The sequence below is a fragment of the Stenotrophomonas sp. YJH_SMC_37 genome (assembly GCF_059370035.1).
Genome location: NZ_JCAFTG010000007.1, coordinates 77,256 through 103,768 on the forward strand (window position 1 = coordinate 77,256; position 26,513 = coordinate 103,768).

A 26,513-nucleotide genomic window follows, 5' to 3' on the forward strand; every position below is an offset into this window, starting at 1 on the left:
TGGATGCCTTGCGGCATGCGGTGAAATGCAGTGCATGGGTCGGTGCTTGAGTCACGAAGGATCTGTAAACCATTTCGAAATTAGAATGGTTGACAGTACTGCCACGCCCACCCACACTGCCGCCCTCGCTCCATTCGTACCCAAGGCCCCGCCATGGCTGCTGCCATCCGCCACGACTGGCATCACGACGAACTGCAGGCGCTGTTCGATCTGCCGTTTCCCGAGCTGCTGTTTCGCGCCGCAGCGGTCCATCACGAGCACTTCGACCCGTCGCAGGTGCAGGTGTCCACGCTGTTGTCGGTGAAGACCGGCGGCTGCCCGGAAGACTGCGCGTACTGCCCGCAGGCGCAGCGCTACAGCACCGGGGTGAATGCGCAGAAGCTGATGGAGACCGATGCGGTGCTGGCCAAGGCGCGCCAGGCCAAGGCCGCCGGTGCGTCGCGCTTCTGCATGGGTGCCGCATGGCGTTCACCGAAGGATCGCGACATTCCGAAGGTGGCGGCGATGATCGCCGGGGTGAAGGCACTGGGCCTGGAGACCTGCGCCACGCTGGGCATGCTCAGCGGCGAGCAGGCACGTGCGCTGAAGGACGCCGGCCTGGACTACTACAACCACAACCTCGACACCGCGCCGGACTACTACGATTCGATCATCCACACGCGCCAGTACCAGGACCGCCTGGATACGCTGGAACACGTGCGCGATGCCGGCCTGAAGACCTGCTGCGGCGGCATCGTCGGCATGGGCGAGACGCGCGCGCAGCGCGTTGGCCTGCTGCTGGCGCTGGCCACGCTGCCGGCGCATCCGGATTCGGTGCCGATCAACAAGCTGGTGCAGGTGGCAGGTACGCCGCTGCATGGCAGCGCCGAACTGGACCCATTCGAGTTCGTGCGCATGATCGCGGTGGCCCGCATCGCCATGCCGCGCTCGATGGTGCGGCTGTCGGCCGGGCGCGAGGCGATGAGTGACGAACTGCAGGCGCTGTGTTTCCTGGCCGGCGCCAACTCCATCTTCTACGGCGACAAGCTGCTGACCACCGGCAACCCGGAAAGCGAGCGCGATCTGGCGCTGTTCGCACGGCTGGGGCTACAGCCGATGGCGGTGCAGGTGGATGCCGAAGGCCACGACCACGGCGGTACCGTGCACGCCGATATCAGTGCCGATACGCCCGGCTGTGGCTGCGCTCACGCGGCCTGAGACGGGCCGCAAGCAGGCGCCGCGGCAACGCGCTACCCTAGCCGCCCCGTCGACGCATTCAGCCACCATGGCCCGCCCCGACCTGACCGCCCGCCTCCACGCCCAGCGCGCTCTGCGCGATGCCCAAGGCCGTCGCCGCCCGCGACGCATGGTCACCCGTCGTGATGGCGTGCGCCTGGAAGTGGAGGGCCAGTGGCTGACCGGCTTCTGCAGCAACGACTACCTGGGCCTGGCCCAGCAGTTCAGCGTGGTCAACGCGCTGCAGGACGCCGCCGCACGCGAAGGCGCTGGCGCCGGTGCCTCGCACCTGGTCTGCGGCCATCATGCCCTGCATGAGGCGCTGGAACGCGAGGTGGCCGAGTGGCTGGGCTATCCGCGTGCGCTGCTGTTCGGCAGTGGCTTCGCCGCCAATCTGGCGGTGCAGCAGGCACTGCTGAGCGAAGAGAACGATGTCTGCGTACAGGACAAGCTCAACCACGCCAGCCTCCTTGATGCCACCCGGCTGGCCGGTGCGCGCCTGCGCCGCTACCCGCACCTGGATGCGGAAGGCGCGATGCGCCAGCTCAAGCACGCGCCCGACGGCGCGGCAATGCTGGCCACCGATGGTGTCTTCAGCATGGACGGCGACATCGCACCGCTGCGTGCATTGTCGCTTGTGGCACGCCTGCAACAGGCGCTGTTCTATGTGGATGATGCGCACGGTGTAGGCGTGGTCGGTGATGGCCGTGGTGCCGTGGCCGCCGCCGGACTGGGCGTGGACGACGTACCGCTGCAGCTGGTCACACTGGGCAAGGCACTGGGCGGTTCCGGTGCGCTGGTGCTGGGCCGCGACGACCTGATCGAGCATCTGGCCGAAACCGCGCGCCCGTACATCTACACCACCGCCGTGCCACCGGCGATGGCCGCTGCTGCGCTTGAAGCAGTGCGCCTGGCGCGCCGCGACCACTGGCGTCGCACAAAGCTGACCGACCTGATCGCGCTGTTCCGCACTGAAGCGCGTCGCCATGGCCTGGACCTGATGGCTTCGGAAACACCGATCCAGCCGCTGCTGTTCGGCGATGACCGCACCGCCGTGGCGATGTCCACGGCGCTGGAACAGGCCGGCTGGCTGGTCGGTGCAATCCGCCCGCCGACTGTGCCGGAAGGCAAGGCACGCCTGCGCGTGACACTGTCCGCGCTGCATACGCCGGAACAGGTGCGCGGCCTGGTGGAGGCTATCGCCAGCGCGCGCGATCGCGTGACCCTGGCGGTGCGTGACGCCGCGCCACCGCCGTTGCCCGCTTTCGCCTGAGTTCCGTGTCGTTGCCCATGCATATTGAAGTCACCGGCCGTGGGCCGGACCTGGTACTGATCCATGGCTGGGCCCTGCAGGGCGGTGTGTTCGCGCCGCTGGTGCAGCGCTTGGCGGACCAGTTCACCCTGCACCTGGTCGACCTGCCCGGCCATGGCCACAGCCGCGAGGACACCACGCCGCTGCGCCTGCCGTTCGTGGTCAGTGCCATTGCCGCGGCCACACCGCCGGCGGTGTGGTGCGGCTGGTCGCTTGGGGGCCTGTTCGCGCTGCACGCGGCGGCGACGCTGCCGAAGGTACGCGGGCTGGCGATGATCGCGGCCACGCCGCGCTTCGTGCGTGGCGAGGATTGGCCGCACGCAGTGGAGCCGACGGTGTTCGAGCAGTTCGGGCGCGAGCTGGCCACCGACTTCGGCGGCACCCTGGAACGCTTCCTCGCGCTGGACGTGATGGGCTCGGCACACGCCCGCGAGGAGCTGCGCGTCCTGCGGCAGCGCCTGGTCGAGCGCGGTGCACCCACCGAACGCGCCCTGCTGGAAGGCCTGCGCCTGCTCGAAAGCACCGATCTGCGCGGCGCGCTGCCGACGCTGGGCAAGCCCAGCCTGTGGATCGCCGGCCAGCGAGACCGGTTGGTGTCTCCGGTGGCGATGCAGGCCGCCGCAGCGCTGGCCCCGGGCGCGCAGGCGCTGACGATCGCCCATGGTGGACATGCGCCTTTCCTCGGCCATGCCGATGAGGTGGCCGCCACCCTGCAACACTTCGTTGCCGGCCTGTCACCGGCCGATGGCGGACAATGAGCCCCCTCCGAATTCCGCAGGATTGACGCATGGATCTGGGTATCAACGGCCGCTGGGCACTGGTCTGCGGCGCAAGCAAGGGCTTGGGCCTGGGCTGCGCGCGTGCGCTGGTGCGCGAGGGCGTCAACGTGGTGATCGTGGCTCGTGGCGAGGAGGCACTGCAGGTTGCCGCCGCAGGGCTGAGCGCCCTGCCCGGTGCCGGTGAGGTGCGCGCCGTCGCCGCCGACGTCACCACCGAGGCCGGCCGCACTGCGGCGCTGGCCGCCTGCCCGCAGGTGGACATCCTGGTCAACAATGCCGGTGGTCCGCCGCCCGGTGATTTCCGCAATTTCGAACGCGACGACTGGATTGCCGCGCTGGACGCCAACATGCTGGCGCCGATCGCGCTGATCCGCGCCACCGTCGACGCGATGATCGAGCGCGGCTTCGGCCGCATCGTCAACATCACATCGTCGGCGGTGAAAGCCCCGATCGACATCCTGGCGTTGTCCAACGGCGCGCGCAGTGGCCTGACCGGTTTCGTCGCCGGCCTGGCGCGCCGCACGGTGGCCCACAACGTCACCATCAACAATCTGCTGCCCGGCCAGTTCGACACCGACCGCCTGCGCGCCAACTTCGCCCACAGTGCGGGCAAGGACGGCGATGCCGGCGAAGTCGCCGAACGCCGCCGCCAGCAGATTCCCGCCGGCCGCTTCGGCACGCCGGACGAATTCGGCGCCGCCTGCGCCTTCCTGTGCAGTGCGCAGGCCGGTTACCTCACCGGGCAGAATCTGCTGATCGACGGCGGCGCCTACCCCGGTACGTTCTAAGAGAGTTCGCAATGCCGTCCCACTTCGATGCCCGCCATGTCCGTCGCGCGTTCGCGCGTGCCGCCACCAGTTACGACGCTGCCGCCGCCCTGCAGCGCGAGGTGCAGTCGCGGCTGATCGAATCGCTGGACTACCTTGAGGCACGCAAGCCCGAGGTGGTGCTGGACATCGGCGCCGGCACCGGCCATGCAAGTGCGTTGATGAAGAAGCGCTGGCCGAAGGCGCAGGTGATCGCGCTGGACGTGGCGCTGCCGATGCTGGACCAGGCCAAGCGCCAGGCCGGCTGGTGGAAGCCGTTCCAGCGCCTGTGCGGCGACGCCGCCGCATTGCCGTTGGCGGACAACAGCGTGGATGTGATCTTCAGCAACCTGTGCCTGCAGTGGGTGGACGACCTGCCGGCGGTGTTCGCAGGCTTCCGTCGCGTGCTCAAGCCCGGTGGCCTGCTGCTGTGTTCCACCTTCGGCCCGGAAACCCTGATCGAACTCAACGAAGCGTTCGCCGCCGCCGATGACCGCCCGCACGTCAGCCGCTTTGCACAGATCGCCCAGTTCGGTGATGCGCTGATGATGGCCGGCTTCCGTGACCCGGTGCTGGACCGCGATCTGTTCACCCTGACCTACGACGACCTGCCCTCGTTGATGCGCGAACTGCGCGCGATGGGCGCGACCAATGCGCGGGTGGACCGCCGCCATACGCTGACCGGGCGTGGTCGTTTCGCCGCTGCCGCCGCTGCATACGAGCCGATGCGCCGTGCCGACGGCAAGCTGCCCAGCAGCTGGGAAGTGATCTATGCCCACGCCTGGGCACCGGACCCGGGCGCGCCGATCCGCGAAGGCGGGCATGACGTCGCCTCGGTGCCGGTGTCGGCGATTCCAATCCGGCGCAAGCAGACCTGATCGTCTGGTAGTGCCGGCCGCTGGCCGGCAACCTCACGATTCCATGGTGGGCATCTGCCGGCCAGCGGCCGGCACTACCCAATGCGACGCCGCGCCCAACGCAGGCTTCCGCCCTCAGGTATTGGCCGGCGAACTCAGCGGCGGGCGCACCAGGTCGCGGTGGAAGAAGTAGATCTCCTGCACCAGGAAGCGCCAGCTGGTGTGGAAGCTGCGGAAGCGCGTGCTGGGCGTGGACGAGGCCAGCGCATCGATGCCCAGTGCCTTGCTCAGTCGCAGCGCGCGCGCCATGTGCAGCGGGTCGCTGACGATGATCACCCGGTGCAGGTCGCGCTGGTCCATCAGTCGCTTGGCTTCGACCAGGTTCTGCACGGTGTTGCGCGACGCGGTCTCGATCAGGATCGCATCGTCCGGCACGCCATGCTTCAGCGCATAGCGCCGCGCCACCTGCGATTCGGAGAAGCGCGCACCGGTGCCGCCATAGCCGCCGGTGAAGATCAGCAGCGGCGCGTACTGGGCCTCGTACAGGTCTAGTCCATGGCGGATACGTTCTTCGAACACCGGCGATGGCTTGGCGTCATAGGCGGCCGCACCCAGCACGATGATGGCATCGGCCTTGGCGGCCTGGTCGCGCTCGCCGACCCAGACGATCCAGGCGGTCACGCCCAGCAGCCAGATCACCAGCAGGACAAACAGCCGCCACAGCCAGCCCAGCAGGCCGGTGCGGGGCCGGTGCCGGTCGCGGCTCATGGCGCGCCCCAGCGCAGCGCAGGCAGGTCGACATTGCCACCAGACAGCACCAGGCCCACGCGCAGGCCGGCGAAGCGCTGTGGCTGTGCCAGCACGGCAGCGAGCACGGTGGCCGACGACGGCTCGACCACCTGCTTGAGCACCTCCCACAGCAGGCGCATCGCCGCCATCGTCGCGGTGTCATCAACCACGATCACCTCGGCACCTGCCGCGCGCAGCAATTCGAAATTCGGCGCGCCGATCAGGGTACGCAGTCCATCGCAGATCGTGTCCGGGGCGAACGCGCCCTGGCGCTCGCCAGCGGCCAGCGAGCGCGCGGTATCGTCGGCTCCGGCTGGCTCGGCCAGCACCAGGCGGGTCTGCGGGCTGGCGTGCTGCAGGGCCAGCGCGGTGCCGCTGGCCAGGCCACCGCCGCCGACCGGCACGACCAGCACGTCGAACGGGCCGTCGCTGTGCAGCAGCTCCAGCGCGGCGGTGCCCTGCCCCGCCATCACCGCCGGGTCGGTGTATGGATGGACGAGAGTCGCGCCGGTATCGGCCTGCACTTTGGCGCAGGCGGCCTCACGATCGGCGGTGGTCGGCGGGCAGCGCCAGAGGGTGGCGCCATGGCGCGCGATGTTGGCCAGCTTGGCCGCCACCGCGCCTTCCGGCACCACCACGTGACAGGGAATGCCACGCGTGCGCGCGGCCAGCGCCAAGGCGGCGCCATGATTGCCGGAGGAGTGCGTGACCACGCCGGCACTGGCGCGATCGGCCTCCAGCGACCACACCGCGTTGCAGGCACCACGGAACTTGAATGCGCCGCCGCGCTGCAGGTGCTCGGCCTTGAACGCGAGTTGCGCGCCGGCCAGCGCATCAAGCATGCGCGAGCGCAGTACCGGGGTCACGCTGGCATGCGGGGCAATCCTCGCCGCAGCAAGCAGGACGTCATCGGCGCGGGGCAACAGTGAATCGCTCATGACGCAAGATTAACGTATGGCTTCGCGCTGGCGACCGGGGCGCAGGTCATGCCAGCATGCAGCCCTACGCCTCCATTCATCCTGGCCGGCGGAATTAAGGGCCGATTCAACGCTGGCGCCCGAAGCTGACTGCACACCCGTCCTCTGGGGGGACCCACCATGAAAATGCGCCTGATGCTTGCCGGTGGCCTGCTGCTGGCCCTGACCGGCTGCACCACCTACGACTATGTCGGCGGCGGCCGCAGCGGCAGCTACTACCACGGTGCGCCGTCGGTGGAGTACCGCTACCCGGCCGGCTATCCCTACAACTACGGCCCCTACTACGGTGGCTATGGCGGCTACTACGGCGGCTACGGCAATCCGTATTACTCGCGCCCGATCTACCGCCCGCCGCACAACCATCGCCCGCCGCCGCGCCCGGGCAATGGTGGCGAGCACCGTCCGCCGCCGCCGTCGCGACCGTCGTACAACGGTGGTTCGCCGTGGCGGAACATGGACTCGATGCGCCGCCCGCCGCAGTCGAACGCACAGCCGCCGGCGCCCCAGGCCCGTCCGGCACCGGCACCGAGTGCGCCGAGGATGAACGGTTCCCCCTGGCGCAACATGGATCGTGCGACGCAGCGCACAGTTGAGCGCTGAACCGTCTTGCATTTCACACGGTCCAAGCCCCACTCTACGCGGACAGTGACGGCCCACGTCACAAAGTGACAAAAACGACACGGGCCGCCGCAAAAAGCTCTACGTCGATATCCGACAGGAACATCTGGATCCCCCCTGTTCCGGCCCTGTCGGATGTCGGCACCTCTGAAGGCAGACGGCCCCGCAATGCGGGGCCGTTTGTTTTGTCAGGTCGCCAACCGGCGAAAGCCCCAGCTTCAGTAGATCCACGCCATGCGTGGATGGCGCCTTCCCGACAACCCCAAAAAAACAGGGCCGGACAGTCCCCCGACTGCCGGCCCTCTGCTCCCCCACCGTGCGCCTGTACCGGCCCCTGTTCCAATTCCGGTCACGGGCGCCTACGGCGCCAGCCACGATGGGTGCTATTGGGTTATCTGCAAAAATCCTGCCAACTTTAGGGCCGATTTCGCCGCCAACTGGCCGGCGCCGGCGTCCGGACCCCGAATGGCGCTAAAATCGCCACCCCGGCGTCGCCCCGGCCGCGCCTGCCCCAAGCTGAACAGCCCCCATGAACCCGTCCTTCCATCGTTACGACGTCATCGTCATCGGCGGTGGCCACGCCGGCACCGAAGCCGCGCTGGCCGCGGCCCGCACCGGCGTGCGCACCCTGCTGCTGACCCACAACATCGAAACCGTGGGTGCGATGAGCTGCAACCCGGCCATCGGCGGCATCGGCAAGGGCCACCTGGTCAAGGAAATCGACGCGCTCGGCGGTGCGATGGCGCATGCCGCCGACCGCGCCGGCATCCAGTGGCGCACCCTCAACGCCTCCAAGGGCCCGGCCGTGCGCGCCACCCGCTGCCAGGCCGACCGCAACCTGTACCGCATGGCGATCCGCGCCATCGTCGAAGGCCAGGCCAACCTGACCGTGTTCCAGGCGGCCGTCGATGACCTGGTCATCGAAGGCGACGCCGTGCGCGGGGTCATCACCCAGACCGGCCTGCGCTTCGACGCCGAGGCCGTGGTGCTGACCGCCGGCACCTTCCTGGCCGGCAAGATCCATGTCGGCCCGACCCAGTACGCCGCCGGCCGCATGGGCGACCCGCCGGCCACCACGCTGGCCGCGCGCCTGCGCGAGCGCCCGTTCCAGGTGGACCGCCTGAAGACCGGCACGCCGCCGCGCATCGACGGCCGCTCGCTGGACTACAGCGTGATGGATGAGCAGCCCGGCGACTCGCCGCGCCCGGTGATGTCCTTCCTCGGTTCGGTGGACGAGCATCCGCAGCAGGTCAGCTGCTGGATCACCCACACCACCGAACAGACCCACCAGATCATCCGCGACGCGCTGCACCGCTCACCGCTGTACAGCGGCCAGATCGAGGGCATCGGCCCGCGCTACTGCCCGTCCATCGAGGACAAGGTGGTGCGCTTTGCCGAGAAGGCCAGCCACCAGATCTTCGTCGAACCCGAAGGCCTGGGCATCGTCGAGATCTACCCCAACGGCATCTCCACCTCGCTGCCGTTCGACGTGCAGCTGGAGATGGTGCGCAGCATCCGCGGTTTCGGCAACGCGCATATCACCCGCCCGGGCTACGCGATCGAGTACGACTTCTTTGATCCACGCGGGTTGAAGGCTTCGCTGGAAACCAAGCTGGTCAACGGCCTGTTCTTCGCCGGCCAGATCAACGGCACCACCGGCTATGAAGAAGCCGCCGCGCAAGGCCTGTTGGCCGGCCTCAACGCTGCACGCCAGGTGCGCGGACTGGACGGCTGGTGCCCGCGCCGCGACGAGGCGTACCTGGGCGTGCTGGTGGATGACCTGATCACCCACGGTACCAACGAGCCCTACCGCATGTTCACCAGCCGCGCCGAGTACCGCCTGCAGCTGCGCGAGGACAACGCCGACCAGCGCCTGACGCCGGCCGGCCGCGAGATGGGCCTGGTGGATGACCGCCGCTGGAACGCGTTCGAGACCAAGCAGGCCGCTGTTGCTGCCGAACGCGCACGCCTGGGCGCGCTGTGGGCAACCCCGGCCAATGCGCTGGGCCGCGAAGTGCAGGACACGCTGGGTGTGGCGGTCAGCCGCGAGACCAGCGTGCTGGACCTGATCAAGCGCCCCGAGCTGGATTACGCGCAGCTGATGCAGGTGCCATCGCTGGGGCCGGCCGTGGCCGACGCCAAGGTGGCCGAGCAGGTGGAGATCGGCGTGAAGTACGCCGGCTACCTGGACCGCCAGCGCGAGGAGATCGAGCGCCAGCAGCGGCATGAAGCCACGCCGATCGCCGAAGCCTTCGATTACGCGGCGGTGCGCGGGCTGTCGGCCGAAGCGCTGCAGAAGCTGGAGCGCGTGCGCCCGCAGACCATCGGCCAGGCACAGCGGATTCCCGGCATGACGCCGGCGGCGATCTCGCTGCTGCTGGTGCATCTGGAACGCGCACGCCGCGGCCGCGTGGCGTAAGCGGTCGCACCTGCCTCTGGTGGGTGCCGACCTTGGTCGGCACATGAGTCTGCCTTGGTGGGTGCCGACCTTGGTCGGCACGGAAGCATGGAGTGTCGCGATCTGATGATCCGTGCCGACCAAGGTCGGCACCTACCAGAGCAGTTCGCGTTACCGCGCGTCCGCGCCACCACCCAGCACCTTGAACAAGGTCACCCGGTTGCCCGCCTCCTGCTGCTGCAACGCGATCAGGTCCTGCTGCGCGGCATACAGGTTGCGCTGTGCGTCCAGCGACTGCAGGTAGCCGTCCAGCCCGGTGCGGTAACGCGCATCGGCCAGCGTGTAGCTGCGCTGGCTGGCAGCGACCAGCGCGCGTTGCGCGTCCATCTGCGCGGTCAGGTGATCACGCGTGGCCAGCGCATCGGCAACTTCGCTGAAAGCCTGCTGGATCGCCTTCTCGTACTGCGCGACGCCGATGTCCTTGCCGATCTTCGAGGCATCCAGCGACGCCTTCAGTGCGCCGGCATGGAAGATCGGAGCGGTGATACTGGGCGCGAACGACCAGCCACGGGTACCAGCCGAGAACAGCGTCGACAACGCGGTGGAGCTGTGTCCGTAGTTGGCAGTCAATGTCAGCGTCGGGAAGAACGCGGCGCGCGCGGCGCCTATATCGGCATTGGCCGCCTGCAGCGCGTGTTCGGCGGACAACACGTCCGGGCGCTGCAGCAGCACGCTTGAGGGCAGGTCGGCCGGCAACGGCGCCAGTGCCACGCTGCCCTCCAGCGCCTGCGCGGTCGGCAGCAGGGCCGGATCCAGCGGCGCCCCCACCAACAGCTGCAATGCATCGCGATCCTGCGCCTGCTGCGTCTGCAGCTTGGCCAGCGCGCCGCGCGCGGCTTCCACGCTGGTCTGCACCTGCGACAGGTCCAGCCCCGAGGCCAGCCCCTGCGCATGGCGGGCCTCGGTGCGCTGCAGGGTCTGCTGCTGGCTGTCCAGGGTCTGTTGCGTGAATGCCAGCGACTGCCCATCGGCGGCCAGCGCCAGCCACGCCGTCGCCACTTCGGCGACCAGGCTGGTGCGCGCCGCACGCTGGTTCTCGGCACTGGCCAGCCAGTTCTGCAGGGCTTCGCTCTTCAGGCTGCGGATGCGCCCGAACAGGTCCAGCTCCCAGCTGCTGATGCCGACCTGCAGCGCGTCGGACTCGGTCACCTGGGTGGCCCCGGTCTCACTGTTGGCGTCACTGACCCGCGAACGGGTGACGCTGCCGCTGGCATCCACCGACGGCAGCAGCGCCGCACGCTGGATGCGGTACTGCGCCCGCTCCTTCTCCACCTGCAGCACGGCCACGCGCAGGTCGCGGTTGTTCTGCAGCGCCAGCGCGATCACCTGCTGCAGGCGTGGTTCCAGGAACACCTCACGCCATGCCGGCATCGCCAGCGCAGGATCAGCCTCGCCGGTGGCCGCATTGCCGAACTGCACCGTCACCGGTGCCCCGGGCCGCTGGTAATGCGGCGCCATGCTCACGCAGCCACCGAGCACGGTGGTCATCGTCGCGGCCGCCAGGGCGCGCAGCAGCATCGGCTTCATGGGTGTGCCTCCGGGACAGTGGCTTCGGTCGGTGCGCGGCCCGGGAACATGCGGCGAACCAACAGGTAGAACAACGGCACGAAGAACATGCCCAGCACCATCGAGGCGACCGTGCCGCCGGCCACGCCGGTACCCAGCGATCGGCGCGCGGCTGAACCGGCACCGGTGGCGAACACCAGCGGCAGCACGCCCATCAGGAAGGCCAGCGAGGTCATCACGATCGGCCGCAGCCGCAGGTAGACCGCCTGCAGGATCGCCTCCCGGGTGCTCTTGCCCTGCTGTTCGAGGATGCGCGCGAACTCGACGATCAGGATGCCGTTCTTGGCCGCCAGGCCAATCGTGGTCAACAGGCCGACCTGGAAGTACACGTCGTTGTTGAGGCCGCGCAGATTCATCATCAGCACCGCACCGAACACGCCTACCGGCACCGCCAGCATCACCGCGAACGGCACCGCCCAGCTTTCATACAGCGCGGCCAGGCACAGGAACACGAACAGCAGCGAGATGGCGTACAGCATCGGCGCCTGGTTGCCCGACAGCTGTTCCTGGCAGGCCATGTCCGACCACGCGTGGCTGAAGCCTTCCGGCAGCGTATCGGCCAGGCGCGCGATTTCGGCCATCGCCTCGCCGGAGCTGACGCCCGGCGCCGGCTGGCCGGTGATCTCCATCGCCGAGATGCCGTTGTAGCGCTGCAGCGCGGCCGGTGCGCTGGACCAGTGCGCGCTGACCAGCGATGACAGCGGCACCATCTGCCCAGCCTGGTTGCGCACGCTCCAGCGCTCGATGTCCTGCGGCTGCATTCGTGCTTCGGCAGCGCCTTGGATGAACACCTTCTTGATGCGGCCCTTGTAGATGAAGTTGTTGACGAAGTCGCCGCCCAGCGCCGCGTTCAAGGTGTCATTGATGTCCTGCGGATTCACGCCCATCGCCTGCGCCTTGGCGTCGTCCACCTTGACCGCATACACCGGTGCATCTTCCAGGCTGGCATAGCGCACGTTGACCAGCTTCGGATCCTTGGCAGCTTCCTTCAGCAATGTGTTGCGTGCAGCCACGGCGGCGGCATGGCCGGCACCGCCTTCGTCCTGCAGTTCCAGGGTGAATCCGCCCGCATCACCCAGGCCGAGGATGGCCGGCGGCGAGGTGATGAACACCTGCGCATCGGGCACGCTGGCCATGGCCTTGGTCAACCGTGCGGCGATGGTATCGGCATCATCCTTGCGGTCATCCCAGTCCTTCAGGCGGATGAAGGCCTGGCCGACATTCTGGCCGCTGCCGGTCACGCTGAAGCCGGCGGTGGCCTGGATCGACAGCACGCTGTCGTCTTTTACTGCGGCGGCACTGAGGCGATCCATCACAGCACGGGTCTGTTCCAGCGTGGCGCCGGCCGGCAGCTTCACCAGCGCGTTGAGCATGCCCTGGTCCTCGTCGGGCAGGAACGCGCCGGGCAGGTGCCACAGCAGCAGGCCGGTGACCACGCTCAGCACCAGGTAGAACACTACGCCGAGCGTGCGCCGACCGAGGAAGCCATCCACCCGACGACGCAGGCCGTTGGAGGTGCGCTCGAAACGGTGGTTGAACCAGATGAAGAACTTGCCCAGCAGGCTGGGTTCGCCGCCGTGGTCGCCGTGCGGATGGCCGCCCTTGGGAATCTGGTGCAGGATGCTGCCGCACAGCGCCGGGGTGATGGTCATCGCCACCAGCACCGACAGGATCATCGCTGCCGCAATCGTCACCGAGAACTGGCGGTAGATCACGCCGGTGACACCGCTGAAGAACGCCATCGGCAGGAACACTGCGGTCAGCACCAGCACGATACCGACCAGCGCGCCGGTGATCTGGGCCATCGCCTTCAGCGTCGCCGGCTTCGGCGCCAGCCCTTCGAAGGTCATCACCCGTTCCACGTTCTCCACCACCACGATGGCATCGTCCACCAGCAGGCCGATGGCCAATACCAGCGCGAACATGGTCAGCGTGTTGATCGAATAACCGAACGCGGCCAGAACGCCGAACGTGCCCAGCAGCACCACCGGCACTGCGATGGTCGGGATCAGGGTGGCGCGCCAGTTCTGCAGGAACAGGTACATCACCAGCACCACCAGGATGATCGCCTCGATCAGGGTGATCACCACTTCCTTCAGCGAGATGGTCACGAACGGCGTGGTGGTGAACGCCACGTGGGCGGTGTAGCCATGCGGCCAGTACTTCTGCAGCTGCTGAAGCCGTGCATCGATGGCCTTGGACACGGCGATGGCGTTGGCACCGGCATTGAGTTCGATACCCAGCGATGCAGACGGCTTGCCGTTGAAGGTGCTGATGCTGTCGTAGCTCTCCGGGCCCAGGCCGATCTTCGCCACCTCACCCAGATGCACCACGCTGCCGTTGGCATCGGCCTTCAGCACCACCTGCGCGAACTGTTCGGGCGTGTGCAGGCGGCTGCGCGCGGTCACCGTGGCGTCGAGCTGCTGGCCCTTCAGCGCCGGCTGGCCGCCGAGTTCACCGGCCGAGACGTCGGTGTTCTGTGCCTGCAGCGCGGTCTCGATGTCTGACGGCATCAGCGCGTACTGGCGCATCTTCTCCGGGTCCAGCCAGATGCGCATGGCGTACTCCTGGCCGATCGGCTGGATGTTGCCGACACCGCTGACGCGGCTGATCTGGTCATCGATGCGCGCTTCCATGAAGTTGGCGACATCGAAGTTGTCCATGCTGCCGTCTTCGCTGGTGAACGACAGCACCTCGAAGATCGAACCACTGGACTTGGTGATGGTCAGGCCGTTCTGCTGCACCGCCTGCGGCAGCGTGGCCATGGCCGCCTGCAGCTGGTTCTGCACCTGCACCTGCGCGGTGTCCGGATTGGTGCCGGTGGCGAACACCAGGTTGACCTGCGCCGAGCCGTCGGAGGCACTGGTCGAGGTCATGTACATCAGGTGATCGAGGCTCTGCTGCGACTGCTCGATGACCTGGGTGACCGCATTTTCCACGGTCTGCGACGAGGCACCGGTGTAGGTGGCACGGATGGTGATGGTGGGCGGGGCGATCTGCGGGTAGCGGTCCACCGGCAGGATCAGGATCGCAAGCAGGCCGAGCAGGCTGACCGCAATGGCGATCACCCAGGCGAAGATCGGCCGGTCGATGAAGAAACGAACCATGCGCGGCAGGCCTCAGTGCGACTTTTCGTCGGTGTTGCCGTTCGGGTCGATCGCCGGCATCGCCGCCAGCTGCGCCGTGGTGGCCGCCACCGCCTTGACCTGCTGGCCCAGTGATACCGCACTGCCGTTGCTGACGATCACCCGTTCGCCGGTCTTGAGACCATCGGTGATCTGCCACTGGTTGCCGACCACTTGGCCGGTGCTGACCCGGCGCTCGACCACATGATCCTTGGCGTCGAGCAGGCGCAGCAGCGGCTCGCCGCGTTCGTTGCGCGTCACCGCCTTCTGCGGCACCAGCAGCGCGCGCGCGTCGGTGGCCATCGGCAGCACCGCCTTCAGGTACATGCCGGGCAGCAACAGGCCGTCCGGGTTCGGGATGACCGCACGCAGCACCACATTGCCGGTACCCGGATCGACCGCGCTGCCGACGAACTCCAGCGTGCCTTCGTGCGCATAGGTGCTGCCGTCCTCCAGCAGCACCTTCACCTGTGCCTTGCCATCGATGGCCTTCACCAGGCCGGCATCGAGCTGCTTGCGCAGCGCCAGCATCTGCGTGCTGGACTGGGTGACATCCAGGTACACCGGGTCCAGCCGCTGGATGGTGGTCAGCGCGGCGTCCTGCCCGGCCGCGACCAGCGCACCAGCGGTCACGCTGGAGGTGCCGATGCGACCGTCGATGGGCGCGGTCACCCGGGTGTAGTCGAGGTTGATGCGGGCGGCCTGCAATGCAGCGCGCGCGGCAATCACGTTGGCCTGCGCCTGCTTCAGCGCCGAGGTGGCGTCGTCGGCATCCTGCTTGCTGGCCGCATCCATGCTCACCAGCGCGCGGGTGCGCTCGGCCTTCGGCTGTGCCGACAACACGGTGGCCTCGGCCTGCGCCAGCTGCCCGCGGGCGGTATCGAAGGCCGCCTGGTATGGCGCCGGATCGACCTGGTACAGCAGCTGCCCCGCCTTGACCTGCTGGCCTTCGGTGAACAACCGCTGGCGGATCAGGCCGCCGATCTGCGGCCGCACCTCGGAGATCTCGAACGGCACGGCGCGGCCGGGCAGCGTCTGCTGTAGTGCCAGCGGCTGCACGCTGGCCGTGATGACGCCCACTTCGGGCATGGCCGGTGCTTCAGCCCTGCCCGCCGAACAGGCCGCCAGGGCCAACAGCAGGGGCAGCAGCAGGGGACGCGGGGAACAGGACAGCGGTCGCAGGAGTGACATGGGGGGCGTGGGGGGGCCTTGCGTTGACCCGTGCACGCTGCCGTGGAACTGTGCAGAGAATATGGAGATTGTGCGACCGGCTCAGCTGGCGCTTGCTTTCGGCGCCGCATGCGCCGCTAATGGCCTCCGCGATGGCGAAGATTCGACTCAAATTCGGCCTGACCGCGAAGACCTTCCTCGCGATCTTCACCGCCTGCCTGCTGGTGCTGGCAGTGAACGGTATTGCCAGCCGCGTGGCCTTCCAGACCGGATTCCTGGACTACCTCAACGACCAGGGCGACCTGCGCATGCAGCGGCTGATGCCCCACCTGCAGCGCGAGTACCGCGAGCACGGTGGCTGGGGACATCTGCATGGTGATGGCGACCGCTGGGCGCGGTTGCTGCGCCCGGATCTGGCCCATGGGCACGAAGGACCGGTGCCGCCGCTGTCCGACCAGACCGGCGTGCCGTCGCGTCTGGGCCTGTTCGATGCGCAGCACCACTTCGTGGCCGGCAACCCCGACGCCACCAGCGATGACGAGCCGCATGCGGTGCAGGTGGACGGGCAGACCGTAGGTTGGCTGGGCATGGTGCCGTTCCAGACCGTCATCGCCACCAACGACCTGAATTTCTACAACACCCAGGTGCGCGCCTGGTGGGTGATCGGCATCGCCCTACTGCTGGTGACGGTACTGCTGGCCTGGCTGGTATCGCGGGCGCTGCGCCAGCGCCTGGCCAAGCTGGCCGCGGCCACGCACCGGCTGGCGGCCGGTGACTACGCCACCCGCATCGAGCGCACCAGCGACGATGAGCTGGACGCACTGGTCAACGACTTCAACCGGATGGCGCAGGCGCTGGACGATACCGAGCGCAACCGCCGCGCCTTCATCGCCGACATCTCGCATGAGCTGCGCACGCCATTGGCGGTGGTGCGCGCCGAGCTGGAGGCGATCGAAGATGGCATCCGTCCGCTGGACCGCGCCAACCTGGTGGGCCTGCAGGGCGAGATCCGCCAGCTGGGCAAGCTGATCGACGACCTGCACGACTTGTCGATGACCCAGTCTGGCGGCCTGGCGTACCGCTTCGCGCCACTGGACTTGGCGGCACTGCTGCGCAGCGAACTCAACGGCATGCGCGTGCGCTTCGCCAATGCAGGCCTGGCGCTGGAGGAAGATCTGCCCGCCATGCCGTTGCAGGTGTCCGGTGACGAACGGCGCCTGCAGCAGGTGCTGGCCAACCTGCTGGAGAATGCACTGCGCTACACCCACGCCGGTGGCCGCGTACTCGTGCAGGCAGCGCACGTGCCTGCCGGCGTGCAGCTGATCGTGGAAGACACCGCGCCGGGCGTGCCGGCCGACAAGTGCGCGCTGTTGTTCGAACGCTTCTACCGCGTGGAGAGTTCGCGCAATCGTGCCAGTGGTGGCAGCGGGCTGGGCCTGGCCATCAGCCACAACATCATCCTCGCCCACCACGGCGTCATCCACGCCGAGCCCTCGCCACTGGGCGGGCTGCGCGTGGTCATCACCCTGCCGGAGCCTGCATGAGCACGTCGCCCGCCACGTCCGCGAAGATCCTGATCGTCGAGGACGAGCCACGCCTGGCCTCGGTACTGCGCGACTACCTGGCCGCTGCCGGCATGGCCAGCGAGTGGGTGGACGACGGTGGCCAGGTGATCGACGCGTTCGCGCGCTACCAGCCCGATCTGGTGCTGCTGGACCTGATGCTGCCGCAGCGCGACGGCGTGGACCTGTGCCGCGAACTGCGCGCCAGCAGCGATGTGCCGGTCATCATGGTCACCGCACGGGTGGAAGAGATCGACCGCCTGCTGGGCCTGGAGATCGGTGCCGACGACTACATCTGCAAGCCGTTCAGTCCGCGCGAAGTGGTCGCTCGGGTAATGGCGGTGCTGCGCCGCTACCGCCCAGACCCCGGTGCGCGCGCCAACGGCGGCCTGCACATCGACGAGCCGGCCGCACGCGCCACCTGGAACGGCAAGGGCCTGGACCTGACGCCGGTGGAATACCGCCTGCTGCGCACGCTGCTGGCCACGCCAGGCCGGATCTGGGCGCGCGATGAACTGCTCGACCGGCTGTACCTGGACCATCGCGTGGTGGTCGACCGCACCGTCGACAGCCATGTGCGCAACCTGCGCCGCAAGCTGGCCGACGCCGGCATGGAAGGCGAGCCGATCCGTTCGGTGTACGGCATGGGCTACAGCTACGAGCCGTAATCGCGTTCGCCGGGCTTGGCCCGGCGCTACCCCGTCATGCCTCGTCGACGAACGTCACCCCCTGGTAGCGCCGGGCCATGCCCGGCGAGCGCAGCGATGCAGACCTGCGCTACAGTCGAGAACGCTCGACATCAACGAATCACGACTGCATGGACGACATCCACCCGATCGCGCCGGACAAGCGCGCCGCCATCCTTTCGACCCTGGCCGACATCGAACAACGCTACGACGTACGCGTGCTGCTGGCCTGCGAGTCGGGCAGCCGCGGCTGGGGCTTTTCCTCGCCGGACAGTGACTACGACGCGCGCTTCATCTACGTGCATCGCCAGCCGTGGTATCTCAGCGTCAACGAGAGCACCGGTCCCGGCGAAGCGCAGCGCGATGTGATCGAACTGCCGATCGACGATGAGCTCGATGTCAGCGGCTGGGACCTGCGCAAGGCACTGCGGCTGGTCTCAAAATCCAATCCGACACTGATCGAATGGCTGCGTTCGCCGATCATCTACCAGCAGGATCACGCTGCGATGTCGCAGTTGTGGAAGGCAGCTGAGTCGTTCTATTCACCACTGGGAACGTGGTGGCACTACTTCAACATGGCGCGCTCGAACCATCGCGGTTACCTGCGTGGCGAAACGGTACGCACGAAGAAATACCTGTACGTGCTGCGCCCACTGCTGGCCTGCCAGTGGATCGAACACGAACAGACACCCCCGCCGATGGCCTTCGAGGATCTGCTGGACCGGCTGCTGCCGCTTGGCCCGGTGCGTGAAGCCATCGATGCCCTGCTGGCCGTGAAACGCGCCAGTGCCGAGTTCAGTGCCGGACCACGCATCGCGGCGATCAGCGATTTCATCGATCGTGAACTAGCCGCCCGCGCCGAGCAGGCCCCACGGCTGCCTGCTGGCCAGGGCGACAGCGCCTGGCTGGACGCGCTGTTCCGGCAGATGCTGGCCGAGCACGCGCCGTCCTGAGCGGTTGCACCCGTTTCTGGTAGCTGCCGACCTTGGTCGGCACCGAGATCACCATCCACGCATGGCGTGGATCTACTGTGTATCCGCGCGGCCCCAGGGCGGTACCTCCCCCAGCGTTCGCACGCGTATCATCGTCGCGAACGCCCTGATTTCCGGAGACTTCGATGAACCCGCTGCGCCCCTTCCGCGACAAGATGCCCGTCCTCGGCGAGCGCGTGTACATCGACCCGGCCTGCACCGTCATCGGTGACGTGGAGCTGGCCGACGACGTGTCGGTGTGGCCGGGCACGGTCATCCGCGGCGATGTCAACTACGTGCGCATCGGTGCGCGCACCAACGTGCAGGACGGCACCATCATCCATGTCAGCCACCACAGCCCGTACAACAAGGCCGGCTACCCGACCCTGATCGGCGAAGGCGTGACCGTCGGCCACGGCTGCATCATCCACGCCTGCACGATCGGCGATTACAGCCTGATCGGCATGGGCGCCTGCATCCTCGACGGCGCCCGCGTGGAGCGCCATGGCTTCGTCGGCGCCGGTGCGGTGGTCGGCCCGGGCAAGGTGGTGGGCGAAGGCGAGCTGTGGGTCGGCAACCCGGCCCGGCCGGCGCGCACGCTGAGCGACAAGGAGATCGAGTCGCTGCACTATTCGGCCGACCACTACGTGCGGTTGAAGGACGAATACCGGGGCTGAGCAGCCAACGCCGCCACGCGGCTCTGCTAAAGTCTGGGCCCGACCAGGACCTGTCGAGACCCCCATGCCTGTGGCTGCCTGCCGGAGAGGACTCCGGCGCCCACAACGAAGGCCATCGCGCTGATGGCCGCACCGATGCTCGATACCTACCGCGAGGTGGTGACGCCAGAGGGTGTGCCGCTGCAGTTGCCTGCCGCCGGCCCGGTACCGCGGGCGATGGCCTGGCTGGTCGATCTCGGCGTGCGCATCGCGACACTGGTGCTGGTGTCCATTCCGCTGGCGCTGCTGGACAAGTTCGGCTCCGGCCTCTACCTGGTGCTGATGTTCCTGGTCTACTGGGCCTACCCGATCGTCTGCGAAGCAGTGTGGGGACGCACCCTGGGCAAGCGTGCGCTGGGGCTGCGCGTGCTGTCCCGCGATGGCGCGCCGGTAGGCTGGATGGCGGCGATCACCCGCAACCTGCTGCGCACGGTGGACATGCTGCCCTTCGGCTATGCGCTGGGCCTGATCAGCAGCCTGTTCGATCCGCATGGCCGCCGCCTCGGCGACCTGGTGGCCGGCACCGTGGTGGTGCATGCACCCGCACTGTACCTGCCACCGCCGCCGACCATCGACAGCGTGCTGGCCCCGCCGCAGCCCCTGCGACCAGAGGAACAGGCCGCGCTGATGGCCTTCGCCGAGCGCGCGCCACGCTTGTCGGCGGCGCGCCAGCAGGAGCTGGCCGGTATTGCCGAGCCACTGACCGGCACCCAGGGCCAGGTCGGCGTTCTGCGCCTGTATGCGATGGCCAACTGGCTGCTGGGGCGGCGATGAAACAGGAGCAGTTCGTCGCCCGCTACCAGCAGGAATGGCAGGACCTGGAGCAGTGGCTGCTGCTGCGTGCCGGCGCCTCACGCCGCACGCGCCGCAAGGCCAGCGGCCTGGCACTGGACGACACTACCTTCCCGCAGCGCTACCGGCGGCTGTGCCAGCAGCTGGCGCTGGCCCGCGAGCGCGGCTACAGCCCGCAGCTGGTGCAGCGCCTGCAGCAGCTGATGCAGCAGGGCCACAGCGTGCTGTACCGCACGCCGCCGACACGTTGGCGGGGTGCCCTGGAGTTCCTGGTGGCCGACTTCCCGCTGCTGGTGCGCAGCCAGGCGCGCAGCATGTGGGTAGCGCTGGCGATGTTCGCGCTGCCGGCGGTGGCCTGCTTCGTGCTGGTGCAGGTCTATCCGGACCTGATCCACATGCTGATGGATAACCGCCAGATCGCAGAGATGGAGCGCATGTACGATCCCGCCGCCGAGCGCCTGGGGCGTGACAGCGGCACCGACTGGATGATGTTCGGCCACTACATCATGAACAACATCAGCATCGCCCTGCGCACCTTCGCCAGCGGACTGCTGGCCGGGCTGGGCACGCTGCTGGTGCTGCTGTTCAACGGCGTGATCATCGGTTCAGTGGCAGGCCACCTGCAGCACATCGGCCATGGCGACCCGTTCTGGCGCTTCGTGGTCGGCCACGGCGCCTTCGAGCTGACTGCGATCGTGATCGCTGGCGGTGCCGGCCTGCAGCTGGGCATGAAGCTGCTGGCGCCGGGCCGGCGCAGCCGCCTGGATGCACTGGTCGACGGCGGCCGCATCGGCGCGCGGCTGTGCCTCGGCGTTGCCTTCATGCTGTTGGTGGCCGCCTTCATCGAAGCCTTCTGGTCATCGATCGCCGAAGTACCTGCATGGGGCAAGTTCAGCGTGGCCGGTGTGTTGTGGGCCGGCGTGCTGCTGTGGCTGTGGCGCGGCGGACGTGGAGCTGGCCATGCGCATTGACCACCTGGACGTGGCGCTGCGTGCCCGCAGTGGCTGGGAAGCGATGGAGCTGGGCACCGCGCTGTCCCGCCGTCACGCGCGCGCGCTGTGGGGCAGCTGGCTGCTGGCCAGTGCACCGCTGTTCGTGATCTTCAACGCGCTGGGCTGGTGGCTGGATGCCTTCGGCTGGGCCTGGCTGGCGATGTGGTGGTGCAAACCGCTGTTCGAACGTGCGCCGCTGTATGTGCTGTCGCGCGGCATCTTCGGTGAACCAGTCGGCACGCTGGCCGCGCTGCGTGCGCAACGTCACTGGGGCAACAGCGGCTTCTGGGGCTACCTGGGTTGGCGTCGTTTCAGCGTGCTGCGCAGCCTGTGCCTGCCGGTGAACCTGCTGGAAGGCAACACACCGGGCCAGCGCGGTCCACGTCGTCGTGCAGTGGCAGCCGGCGTAGCGGGCGCGGCACTGGTACTGACCGTGACCTGCATGGCGTTCGAAGCCGTGCTGGTGTCCGGCGCGATCGGTGCGGTGTTCATGTTCATGCCACTGGAGCTGATGTCCGAATCCTGGCGCGCCGCATGGGACACGATCGGCCAGGACACCCCCGCATGGGCACGGCTGGGCTTCAACCTGGCGTGCTGGCTGGCCTCGGTGCTGATCGGCCCGTTCTTCGTCGGTGCGGGCTTTGGCCTGTACTTGAACCGGCGCACGCAGATGGAAGCCTGGGATGTGGAGATCGCCCTGCGCCGCCTGCGCGAGCGGCTGCTGCCGGCGGCATCGACGCTGGCCCTGCTGCTGTGCCTGGCACTGCCGCTGGTCTCCGCACCGGTGCATGCGCAGGACACAGACGCCGAGCCCGAACGCGCCATGGGCAAGCCCAACGACCGTGGCATCGACGCCGAGGAAAGCGACGAAGCACCGACCATCGACCCGGCCAACACCCCGGCAGCGATCTTCGGCGGTACGCCGGTGGATACCGCCGGTTTCCGTCAGGCAGTGAACCGCGCCTATGAAGACCCGCTGCAGCGCCCGACCCGCCAGGTCACCCGCTGGAAGCCGATCAAACAGGCCGAGGAAGAGAAGAAGGAAGACAAGCAGCTGCAGCGTGACACCAACAGCAACGGTGAACGCAAAGCGCGCAAGGACGGCATGGCCTGGCTGGCGCGGCTGGCCGAATGGGGCCTGTGGGGGCTGCTCGGCGTCCTGCTGCTGGTGCTGCTGCTGACCGCACGGCTGTGGCTGCCGTGGCTGCGGGGCAGTGGCCGACGCAAGGCCGAGGCCGCACCGCCGGTGGTGGAGGAACAGGCGGAGTTGCCGGTGGTGCTGCCGCCGGACGTGGCCACCCAGGCCGGCCTGCTCTGGGACCAGGGCCGGCCGCGGCAGGCGCTGGCCCTTCTGTACCGCGCCAGCGTGCGCACGGTGGGCGAGCGCAGCGGTATCGCGCTTCCACCCGGTGCCACCGAAGCGCAATGCCTGCGCGCGTCGCGGCGCATGCCCGAGGCCAGCGACCGTGACCTGTTCGCGCGCATCGTGCGCATGTGGCAGTACGCCGCCTACGGTGGCCGCCTGCCCAGCCGCGCCGATTTCGATGCATTGGCCGATACGCTGCGCCAGCAGTACCGGTGGCAGGCATGAGCCCGCGCCTGTTCTGGTCGCTGCTGCTCGGTGCATTGGTGCTGTTCGGTGTACCGCTGACGATCCTTTACCTGCGCACGCATGAGCGGGTGACCGAGACCGTGCAGCTGCCGCCGCAGGGCGAAGCTGGCTACAACCCGCTGTACGTGCTCGGCCAGGCCCTGCGCGCCGACGGCATTGACGTGCACTCGCGGCCACGGCTGGAACTGCGGCAAATGACGCTGGGGCCGCACGACACGGTGGTGCTGCTGCAGGACAGCAGCGAACTGCCGCCGCCCGTCGCCAGCGCGCTGCTGGACTGGGTCGACGGGGGCGGCCACCTGCTGGTGCGGACGCCGCCACCGGCCGAGGACGATGCCGGCAGCACGCAGGGGCCCCTGCTGGATCAGCTGGGCGTGGACAGCCTGTTCCAGCGCAGCGACTGCCAGCCGTTCCATGTCGACGACGATCCTGGTCACGTTGAGTTCTGTGGAGGCCGCCGCTTCACCCTGGGTTTTGCCGCCAGTGCACAGGCCGAACGTCGCTGGGGCACGGATCGCGACCTGGTGTTTGCGCGCCTGCGCCATGGCCAGGGCAAGGTGAGCGTGCTGGCCGACATGGAGTTCATGCGCAGCGAGGTGGACTCACCGGCAGCGCGCCTGGCATCGGCAGGGGGCAAGGCCAGCGACGGCCTGCACGACGCGGCGCACCGCGACCTGACCCGCTATCTGCTCGATCCGAACTACGGCAAGGGTGCGGTCTGGCTGATCTACGCCAGCCGCCCGCCGTCGCTGTGGTCGCGCATGTTCTACCAGGGCTGGCCACTGTGGGCGCCACTGCTGCTGGCCCTGCTGGGCTGGTTGTGGGGCCGCTCGCAGCGCTTCGGCAGCCTGCTGCCGTCACCGGTACTGGAACGCCGTTCGCTGCTGGAACACGTGCGTGCCAGTGGTGAACTGCTGCTGCGTTTCGGCCACGGTACGCGCCTGTACGAGGCCGTACTCGCCCTGTTCCTGCACCGCCTGCGCCTGCGCGCACCGGTTGCGGCCGCACTGGAGGGTGCGCCCCGCGATCAGGCCATCGCCGAGCTGCTGAAGTGGCCTCAAGGCCGCGTTGCCAGCGCGCTCACGCCCCCTCCGCCGCACGATTCCTCCGCCCTGCGCGAGCGCATCCGCTTGCTGCTCCAGATGAGATCCCTGCTATGACCGAAGTCCCCGAGCTGCCGGCGGCCGCCAACGCCCGCCTGATCGAACGCGTCGATGCCATCCGCACCGCCGTCGGACACGCCTTCATCGGCCAGGCCGATGTGCTGGACCAGATTCTGGTGGCCCTGCTGGCCGGCGGCCACGTGCTGATCGAAGGCGTGCCCGGGCTGGGCAAGACGCTGCTGGTGCGCGCGCTGGCCCAGGCCCTGGAGCTGGACTACGGTCGCGTGCAGTTCACCCCCGACCTGATGCCCAGCGACGTCAGCGGCCACGCGGTGTACGACCCGAAGAGCGAGAGCTTCAAGATCCGCCGCGGCCCGGTGTTCACCAATCTGCTGCTGGCCGATGAGATCAACCGTGCACCGGCCAAGACCCAGTCGGCGCTGCTGGAAGTGATGCAGGAAGGCCAGGTGACCATCGAAGGCAAGGCCTTCACCCTGGCGCCGCCGTTCATGGCGCTGGCCACGCAGAACCCGCTGGAGCAGGAGGGCACCTACCCGCTGCCGGAAGCGCAGCTGGACCGTTTCCTGCTGAAGGTGCTGATCGACTACCCGCAGCTGGAGGACGAGAAGCGCATGGTGACCGCGATCACCAGTGGTCGTGCGGCCAGCGATTTCGACCTGAGCCAGGTGCCGCGCGTGCTCGGTGCCGGCGAGTTGCTGGAACTGCAGCGTGCCACTGCGGCGATCACCGTCGATGACGAAGTGATCGACTACGCGGTGCGCATCGTTGCCGCCACCCGGCAGTGGCCGGGTATCGCGGTCGGTGCCGGCCCCCGTGGCAGCATCGCGCTGGTGCGTGCTTCGCGCGCGCAGGCGGTGCTGGCCGGCCGTGATTTCGTCACTCCGGATGATGTGCGCGACATCGCACGCCCGGCGCTGCGCCACCGCATCGCGCTGGCCCCGGAACTGCAGATCGAAGGCCAGGACGCCGACGACGTGCTGGGCGCGCTGCTGGCCAAGGTGGAAGCGCCGCGCCGATGAGGCCGGCCCCGCTGCTGCTGGCGCTGCTGCTGGCCTGGGCCGCCTTGGGTGGCCTGGTGCTGGGCGGGTTGCTGCCGCGCTGGAGCTGGGCGCTGGCGGCACTGGCGATTGCCGTGCCGGCGTTGATGGATCTGTGGCGGCAGTCGCGGCGTCCGTCGCCGCAGGTGCAACGCGAACTGCCCGAAGCGCTGGCACTGGGCGTGCGCCGCGAGGCCGCGCTGCGGCTGCAGGCAGACACGTCGATGACGGTGCAGGTGTTCGACCTGGTGCCCGGCGGCTGGCCGCTGGAATCGCTGCCGCAGCGCGTACGCCTGCAGGCCGGCAACGCCTCCACCCTGCACTATCACCTGCAGCCGCTGCAGCGTGGGCACTTCCGCTTTGAAGGCGTGCACCTGCGCATGCGCTCGCCGTGGCGCCTGTGGTGGCAGCAACGCACGCTGCCTCCCGCGCTGGACGTGCGGGTCTATCCGAACTTCGTGCCGCTCACCCGCTTCGCATTGTTCAGTGCCGACCAGGCCTCGCGGCTGGTCGGTGCGCACGTGAAGCGCCGCCGCGGTGAGGGCACCGACTTCCACCAGATGCGCGAGTACCGCATCGGCGACAGCCTGCGCCAGCTCGACTGGAAGGCCACCGCGCGTGCACGCAAGCTGATCTCGCGCGAGTACCAGGACGAGAAGAACCAGCAGCTGCTGCTGATGCTCGACAGTGGCCGGCGCATGCTGGCCAGCGAAGGCGGGCTCTCGCACTTCGACCACGCATTGAACGCTTCGCTGGTGGTGGCGTACCTGGCGCTGCGCCAGGGTGACGCCGCCGGCCTGTTTGCTGCCGGTGGTGAACGCCGCTGGGTGGCACCGCAGCGTGGCATGGGCACGGTCGAGCACCTGCTACGTGCCAGCTACGACCTGCAGCCGCGCGCGGTGGCCACCGACTACCTGGCTGCGGCCACCGAGGTATCGCTGTGCCAGCGCCGGCGCGCGCTGGTGATGCTGGTCAGCAACGTGCGCGACGAGGACATCGAAGACCTGCTGGCGGCAGTGCGCCTGCTGCAGCGGCGCCATCTGGTATGCGTGGCCAGCCTGCGCGAGCGCGAGCTGGACGGCGTGCTGGACAGCGAAGTGCAGACACTGGAAGACGCCACCCAGGCCGGTGCCGCCGCACTCTACCTGCAGCAGCGCGCGAAGGCGCACGACGCACTGCGCAGCGAGAAGGTGATGGTGCTGGACGTGACCGCCGATGCCCTGCCCGGCGCGCTGGTGGAGCGCTACCTGGCGGTGAAGCGCGAAGGGTTGTTGTAGCCCTGCGCTTGACCGGAGCCGAGCATGGGCTCGGCTCTACACGTGTTGTTCCGTAGAGCCGAGCCCACGCTC

At 68.4% G+C, this 26,513-nt stretch carries 22 protein-coding genes; 17 read left to right on the forward strand and 5 right to left on the reverse strand.

Going from position 1 to position 26,513, the window contains the following annotated elements:
• The first annotated feature begins 153 nt into the window (after positions 1-153).
• The 5 genes from bioB (at position 154) to bioC (ending at position 4,990) form a co-directional block, all read left to right on the forward strand.
• The gene (gene bioB, locus AC5P8J_RS11690) at positions 154-1,197 is read left to right on the forward strand and encodes a biotin synthase BioB (protein ID WP_155030290.1); all 1,044 of its coding nucleotides are present in this window, start codon (positions 154-156) and stop codon (positions 1,195-1,197) included.
• Positions 1,198-1,264: 67 nt separating this feature from the next.
• On the forward strand, positions 1,265-2,488 hold the full coding sequence (gene bioF, locus AC5P8J_RS11695) for an 8-amino-7-oxononanoate synthase (RefSeq protein WP_308305382.1): 1,224 nt from the start codon (positions 1,265-1,267) through the stop codon (positions 2,486-2,488).
• Between the two features lie 17 nt (positions 2,489-2,505).
• A complete protein-coding gene (gene bioH / locus AC5P8J_RS11700) occupies positions 2,506-3,285 on the forward strand; it encodes a pimeloyl-ACP methyl ester esterase BioH (RefSeq protein ID WP_308305383.1) in 780 nt (259 codons plus the stop codon).
• A 29-nt stretch (positions 3,286-3,314) separates the two neighbouring features.
• Positions 3,315-4,094 carry an SDR family oxidoreductase gene (locus AC5P8J_RS11705; RefSeq protein WP_155030293.1) on the forward strand — a complete coding sequence of 260 codons (780 nt, stop codon included), beginning with the start codon at positions 3,315-3,317 and terminating at the stop codon, positions 4,092-4,094.
• An 11-nt stretch (positions 4,095-4,105) separates the two neighbouring features.
• The gene (gene bioC, locus AC5P8J_RS11710) at positions 4,106-4,990 is read left to right on the forward strand and encodes a malonyl-ACP O-methyltransferase BioC (protein WP_005420131.1); all 885 of its coding nucleotides are present in this window, start codon (positions 4,106-4,108) and stop codon (positions 4,988-4,990) included.
• 114 nt (positions 4,991-5,104) lie between these two features.
• On the opposite strand, the gene AC5P8J_RS11715 is transcribed toward bioC, so the two are convergent.
• Positions 5,105-5,749, reverse strand: coding sequence for a YdcF family protein (locus AC5P8J_RS11715; protein ID WP_026347214.1), 645 nt, complete (start codon positions 5,747-5,749; stop codon positions 5,105-5,107).
• Entirely contained in the window at positions 5,734-6,696 is a 963-nt protein-coding gene (locus AC5P8J_RS11720) for a pyridoxal-phosphate dependent enzyme (RefSeq protein WP_058979056.1), read from the reverse strand. The genes AC5P8J_RS11715 and AC5P8J_RS11720 overlap by 16 nt, the downstream gene beginning before the upstream one ends.
• Positions 6,697-6,855: 159 nt before the next feature.
• Here AC5P8J_RS11720 and AC5P8J_RS11725 point away from each other — a divergent pair, with 159 nt between their 5' ends.
• Together AC5P8J_RS11725 and mnmG are read left to right on the forward strand one after the other, a co-directional pair.
• On the forward strand, positions 6,856-7,335 hold the full coding sequence (locus tag AC5P8J_RS11725; RefSeq protein ID WP_019661648.1) for a hypothetical protein: 480 nt from the start codon (positions 6,856-6,858) through the stop codon (positions 7,333-7,335).
• Between the two features lie 547 nt (positions 7,336-7,882).
• Positions 7,883-9,772, forward strand: coding sequence for a tRNA uridine-5-carboxymethylaminomethyl(34) synthesis enzyme MnmG (gene mnmG, locus AC5P8J_RS11730; protein ID WP_021203344.1), 1,890 nt, complete (start codon positions 7,883-7,885; stop codon positions 9,770-9,772).
• A gap of 150 nt (positions 9,773-9,922) precedes the next feature.
• On the opposite strand, the gene smeC is transcribed toward mnmG, so the two are convergent.
• The 3 genes from smeC to smeA are packed head-to-tail and all read right to left on the reverse strand — an operon-like array spanning position 9,923 to position 15,693.
• Entirely contained in the window at positions 9,923-11,338 is a 1,416-nt protein-coding gene (gene smeC / locus AC5P8J_RS11735) for a multidrug efflux transporter outer membrane subunit SmeC (protein WP_495216817.1), read from the reverse strand.
• Positions 11,335-14,484 carry a multidrug efflux RND transporter permease subunit SmeB gene (smeB, locus tag AC5P8J_RS11740; RefSeq protein ID WP_495216818.1) on the reverse strand — a complete coding sequence of 1,050 codons (3,150 nt, stop codon included), beginning with the start codon at positions 14,482-14,484 and terminating at the stop codon, positions 11,335-11,337. Before smeB ends, smeC begins: the two co-directional genes overlap by 4 nt.
• A gap of 12 nt (positions 14,485-14,496) precedes the next feature.
• Positions 14,497-15,693 (reverse strand): multidrug efflux RND transporter periplasmic adaptor subunit SmeA, encoded by a 1,197-nt coding sequence (gene smeA / locus AC5P8J_RS11745; RefSeq protein ID WP_495216819.1) that lies wholly within the window; start codon positions 15,691-15,693, stop codon positions 14,497-14,499.
• Positions 15,694-15,812: 119 nt separating this feature from the next.
• On the opposite strand from smeA, the gene baeS reads away from it, so the two are divergent.
• The 10 genes from baeS (at position 15,813) to AC5P8J_RS11795 (ending at position 26,441) form a co-directional block, all read left to right on the forward strand.
• Positions 15,813-17,216, forward strand: coding sequence for a sensor histidine kinase efflux regulator BaeS (gene baeS / locus AC5P8J_RS11750; RefSeq protein WP_019337018.1), 1,404 nt, complete (start codon positions 15,813-15,815; stop codon positions 17,214-17,216).
• The gene (locus tag AC5P8J_RS11755; protein WP_019337017.1) at positions 17,213-17,902 is read left to right on the forward strand and encodes a response regulator; all 690 of its coding nucleotides are present in this window, start codon (positions 17,213-17,215) and stop codon (positions 17,900-17,902) included. The genes baeS and AC5P8J_RS11755 overlap by 4 nt, the downstream gene beginning before the upstream one ends.
• Before the next feature lie 149 nt (positions 17,903-18,051).
• The gene (locus tag AC5P8J_RS11760) at positions 18,052-18,873 is read left to right on the forward strand and encodes a nucleotidyltransferase domain-containing protein (RefSeq protein ID WP_197656712.1); all 822 of its coding nucleotides are present in this window, start codon (positions 18,052-18,054) and stop codon (positions 18,871-18,873) included.
• 164 nt (positions 18,874-19,037) lie between these two features.
• Entirely contained in the window at positions 19,038-19,568 is a 531-nt protein-coding gene (locus tag AC5P8J_RS11765; RefSeq protein WP_010482194.1) for a gamma carbonic anhydrase family protein, read from the forward strand.
• Positions 19,569-19,691: 123 nt separating this feature from the next.
• Entirely contained in the window at positions 19,692-20,381 is a 690-nt protein-coding gene (locus AC5P8J_RS11770; RefSeq protein ID WP_495216820.1) for an RDD family protein, read from the forward strand.
• Positions 20,378-21,370 (forward strand): stage II sporulation protein M, encoded by a 993-nt coding sequence (locus AC5P8J_RS11775; RefSeq protein WP_019337015.1) that lies wholly within the window; start codon positions 20,378-20,380, stop codon positions 21,368-21,370. The genes AC5P8J_RS11770 and AC5P8J_RS11775 overlap by 4 nt, the downstream gene beginning before the upstream one ends.
• Positions 21,360-22,982: a DUF4129 domain-containing protein gene (locus AC5P8J_RS11780; protein ID WP_495216821.1), complete on the forward strand. Its 1,623-nt coding sequence runs from the start codon at positions 21,360-21,362 to the stop codon at positions 22,980-22,982. Before AC5P8J_RS11775 ends, AC5P8J_RS11780 begins: the two co-directional genes overlap by 11 nt.
• Positions 22,979-24,163, forward strand: a complete 1,185-nt coding sequence (locus AC5P8J_RS11785; protein ID WP_126560493.1) for a DUF4350 domain-containing protein — start codon at positions 22,979-22,981, stop codon at positions 24,161-24,163. Before AC5P8J_RS11780 ends, AC5P8J_RS11785 begins: the two co-directional genes overlap by 4 nt.
• Positions 24,160-25,146, forward strand: coding sequence for an AAA family ATPase (locus AC5P8J_RS11790; protein ID WP_014648782.1), 987 nt, complete (start codon positions 24,160-24,162; stop codon positions 25,144-25,146). Before AC5P8J_RS11785 ends, AC5P8J_RS11790 begins: the two co-directional genes overlap by 4 nt.
• Positions 25,143-26,441 carry a DUF58 domain-containing protein gene (locus AC5P8J_RS11795; RefSeq protein WP_495216822.1) on the forward strand — a complete coding sequence of 433 codons (1,299 nt, stop codon included), beginning with the start codon at positions 25,143-25,145 and terminating at the stop codon, positions 26,439-26,441. The genes AC5P8J_RS11790 and AC5P8J_RS11795 overlap by 4 nt, the downstream gene beginning before the upstream one ends.
• Positions 26,442-26,513 lie beyond the last annotated feature (72 nt).

What these genes read in the sequence shown, in the direction of transcription:
- smeC (WP_495216817.1), bottom strand. Translation starts at nt 11,338, where the DNA reads ATGAAGCCGATGCTGCTGCGCGCCCTGGCGGCCGCGACGATGACCACC.
- AC5P8J_RS11790 (WP_014648782.1), top strand. Translation starts at nt 24,160, where the DNA reads ATGACCGAAGTCCCCGAGCTGCCGGCGGCCGCCAACGCCCGCCTGATC.
- mnmG (WP_021203344.1), top strand. Translation starts at nt 7,883, where the DNA reads ATGAACCCGTCCTTCCATCGTTACGACGTCATCGTCATCGGCGGTGGC.
- smeA (WP_495216819.1), bottom strand. Translation starts at nt 15,693, where the DNA reads ATGTCACTCCTGCGACCGCTGTCCTGTTCCCCGCGTCCCCTGCTGCTG.
- AC5P8J_RS11785 (WP_126560493.1), top strand. Translation starts at nt 22,979, where the DNA reads ATGAGCCCGCGCCTGTTCTGGTCGCTGCTGCTCGGTGCATTGGTGCTG.
- bioB (WP_155030290.1), top strand. Translation starts at nt 154, where the DNA reads ATGGCTGCTGCCATCCGCCACGACTGGCATCACGACGAACTGCAGGCG.
- AC5P8J_RS11720 (WP_058979056.1), bottom strand. Translation starts at nt 6,696, where the DNA reads ATGAGCGATTCACTGTTGCCCCGCGCCGATGACGTCCTGCTTGCTGCG.
- AC5P8J_RS11705 (WP_155030293.1), top strand. Translation starts at nt 3,315, where the DNA reads ATGGATCTGGGTATCAACGGCCGCTGGGCACTGGTCTGCGGCGCAAGC.
- AC5P8J_RS11755 (WP_019337017.1), top strand. Translation starts at nt 17,213, where the DNA reads ATGAGCACGTCGCCCGCCACGTCCGCGAAGATCCTGATCGTCGAGGAC.
- bioH (WP_308305383.1), top strand. Translation starts at nt 2,506, where the DNA reads ATGCATATTGAAGTCACCGGCCGTGGGCCGGACCTGGTACTGATCCAT.
- bioC (WP_005420131.1), top strand. Translation starts at nt 4,106, where the DNA reads ATGCCGTCCCACTTCGATGCCCGCCATGTCCGTCGCGCGTTCGCGCGT.
- bioF (WP_308305382.1), top strand. Translation starts at nt 1,265, where the DNA reads ATGGCCCGCCCCGACCTGACCGCCCGCCTCCACGCCCAGCGCGCTCTG.
- baeS (WP_019337018.1), top strand. Translation starts at nt 15,813, where the DNA reads ATGGCCTCCGCGATGGCGAAGATTCGACTCAAATTCGGCCTGACCGCG.
- AC5P8J_RS11760 (WP_197656712.1), top strand. Translation starts at nt 18,052, where the DNA reads ATGGACGACATCCACCCGATCGCGCCGGACAAGCGCGCCGCCATCCTT.
- smeB (WP_495216818.1), bottom strand. Translation starts at nt 14,484, where the DNA reads ATGGTTCGTTTCTTCATCGACCGGCCGATCTTCGCCTGGGTGATCGCC.
- AC5P8J_RS11795 (WP_495216822.1), top strand. Translation starts at nt 25,143, where the DNA reads ATGAGGCCGGCCCCGCTGCTGCTGGCGCTGCTGCTGGCCTGGGCCGCC.
- AC5P8J_RS11775 (WP_019337015.1), top strand. Translation starts at nt 20,378, where the DNA reads ATGAAACAGGAGCAGTTCGTCGCCCGCTACCAGCAGGAATGGCAGGAC.
- AC5P8J_RS11770 (WP_495216820.1), top strand. Translation starts at nt 19,692, where the DNA reads ATGGCCGCACCGATGCTCGATACCTACCGCGAGGTGGTGACGCCAGAG.
- AC5P8J_RS11765 (WP_010482194.1), top strand. Translation starts at nt 19,038, where the DNA reads ATGAACCCGCTGCGCCCCTTCCGCGACAAGATGCCCGTCCTCGGCGAG.
- AC5P8J_RS11725 (WP_019661648.1), top strand. Translation starts at nt 6,856, where the DNA reads ATGAAAATGCGCCTGATGCTTGCCGGTGGCCTGCTGCTGGCCCTGACC.
- AC5P8J_RS11780 (WP_495216821.1), top strand. Translation starts at nt 21,360, where the DNA reads ATGCGCATTGACCACCTGGACGTGGCGCTGCGTGCCCGCAGTGGCTGG.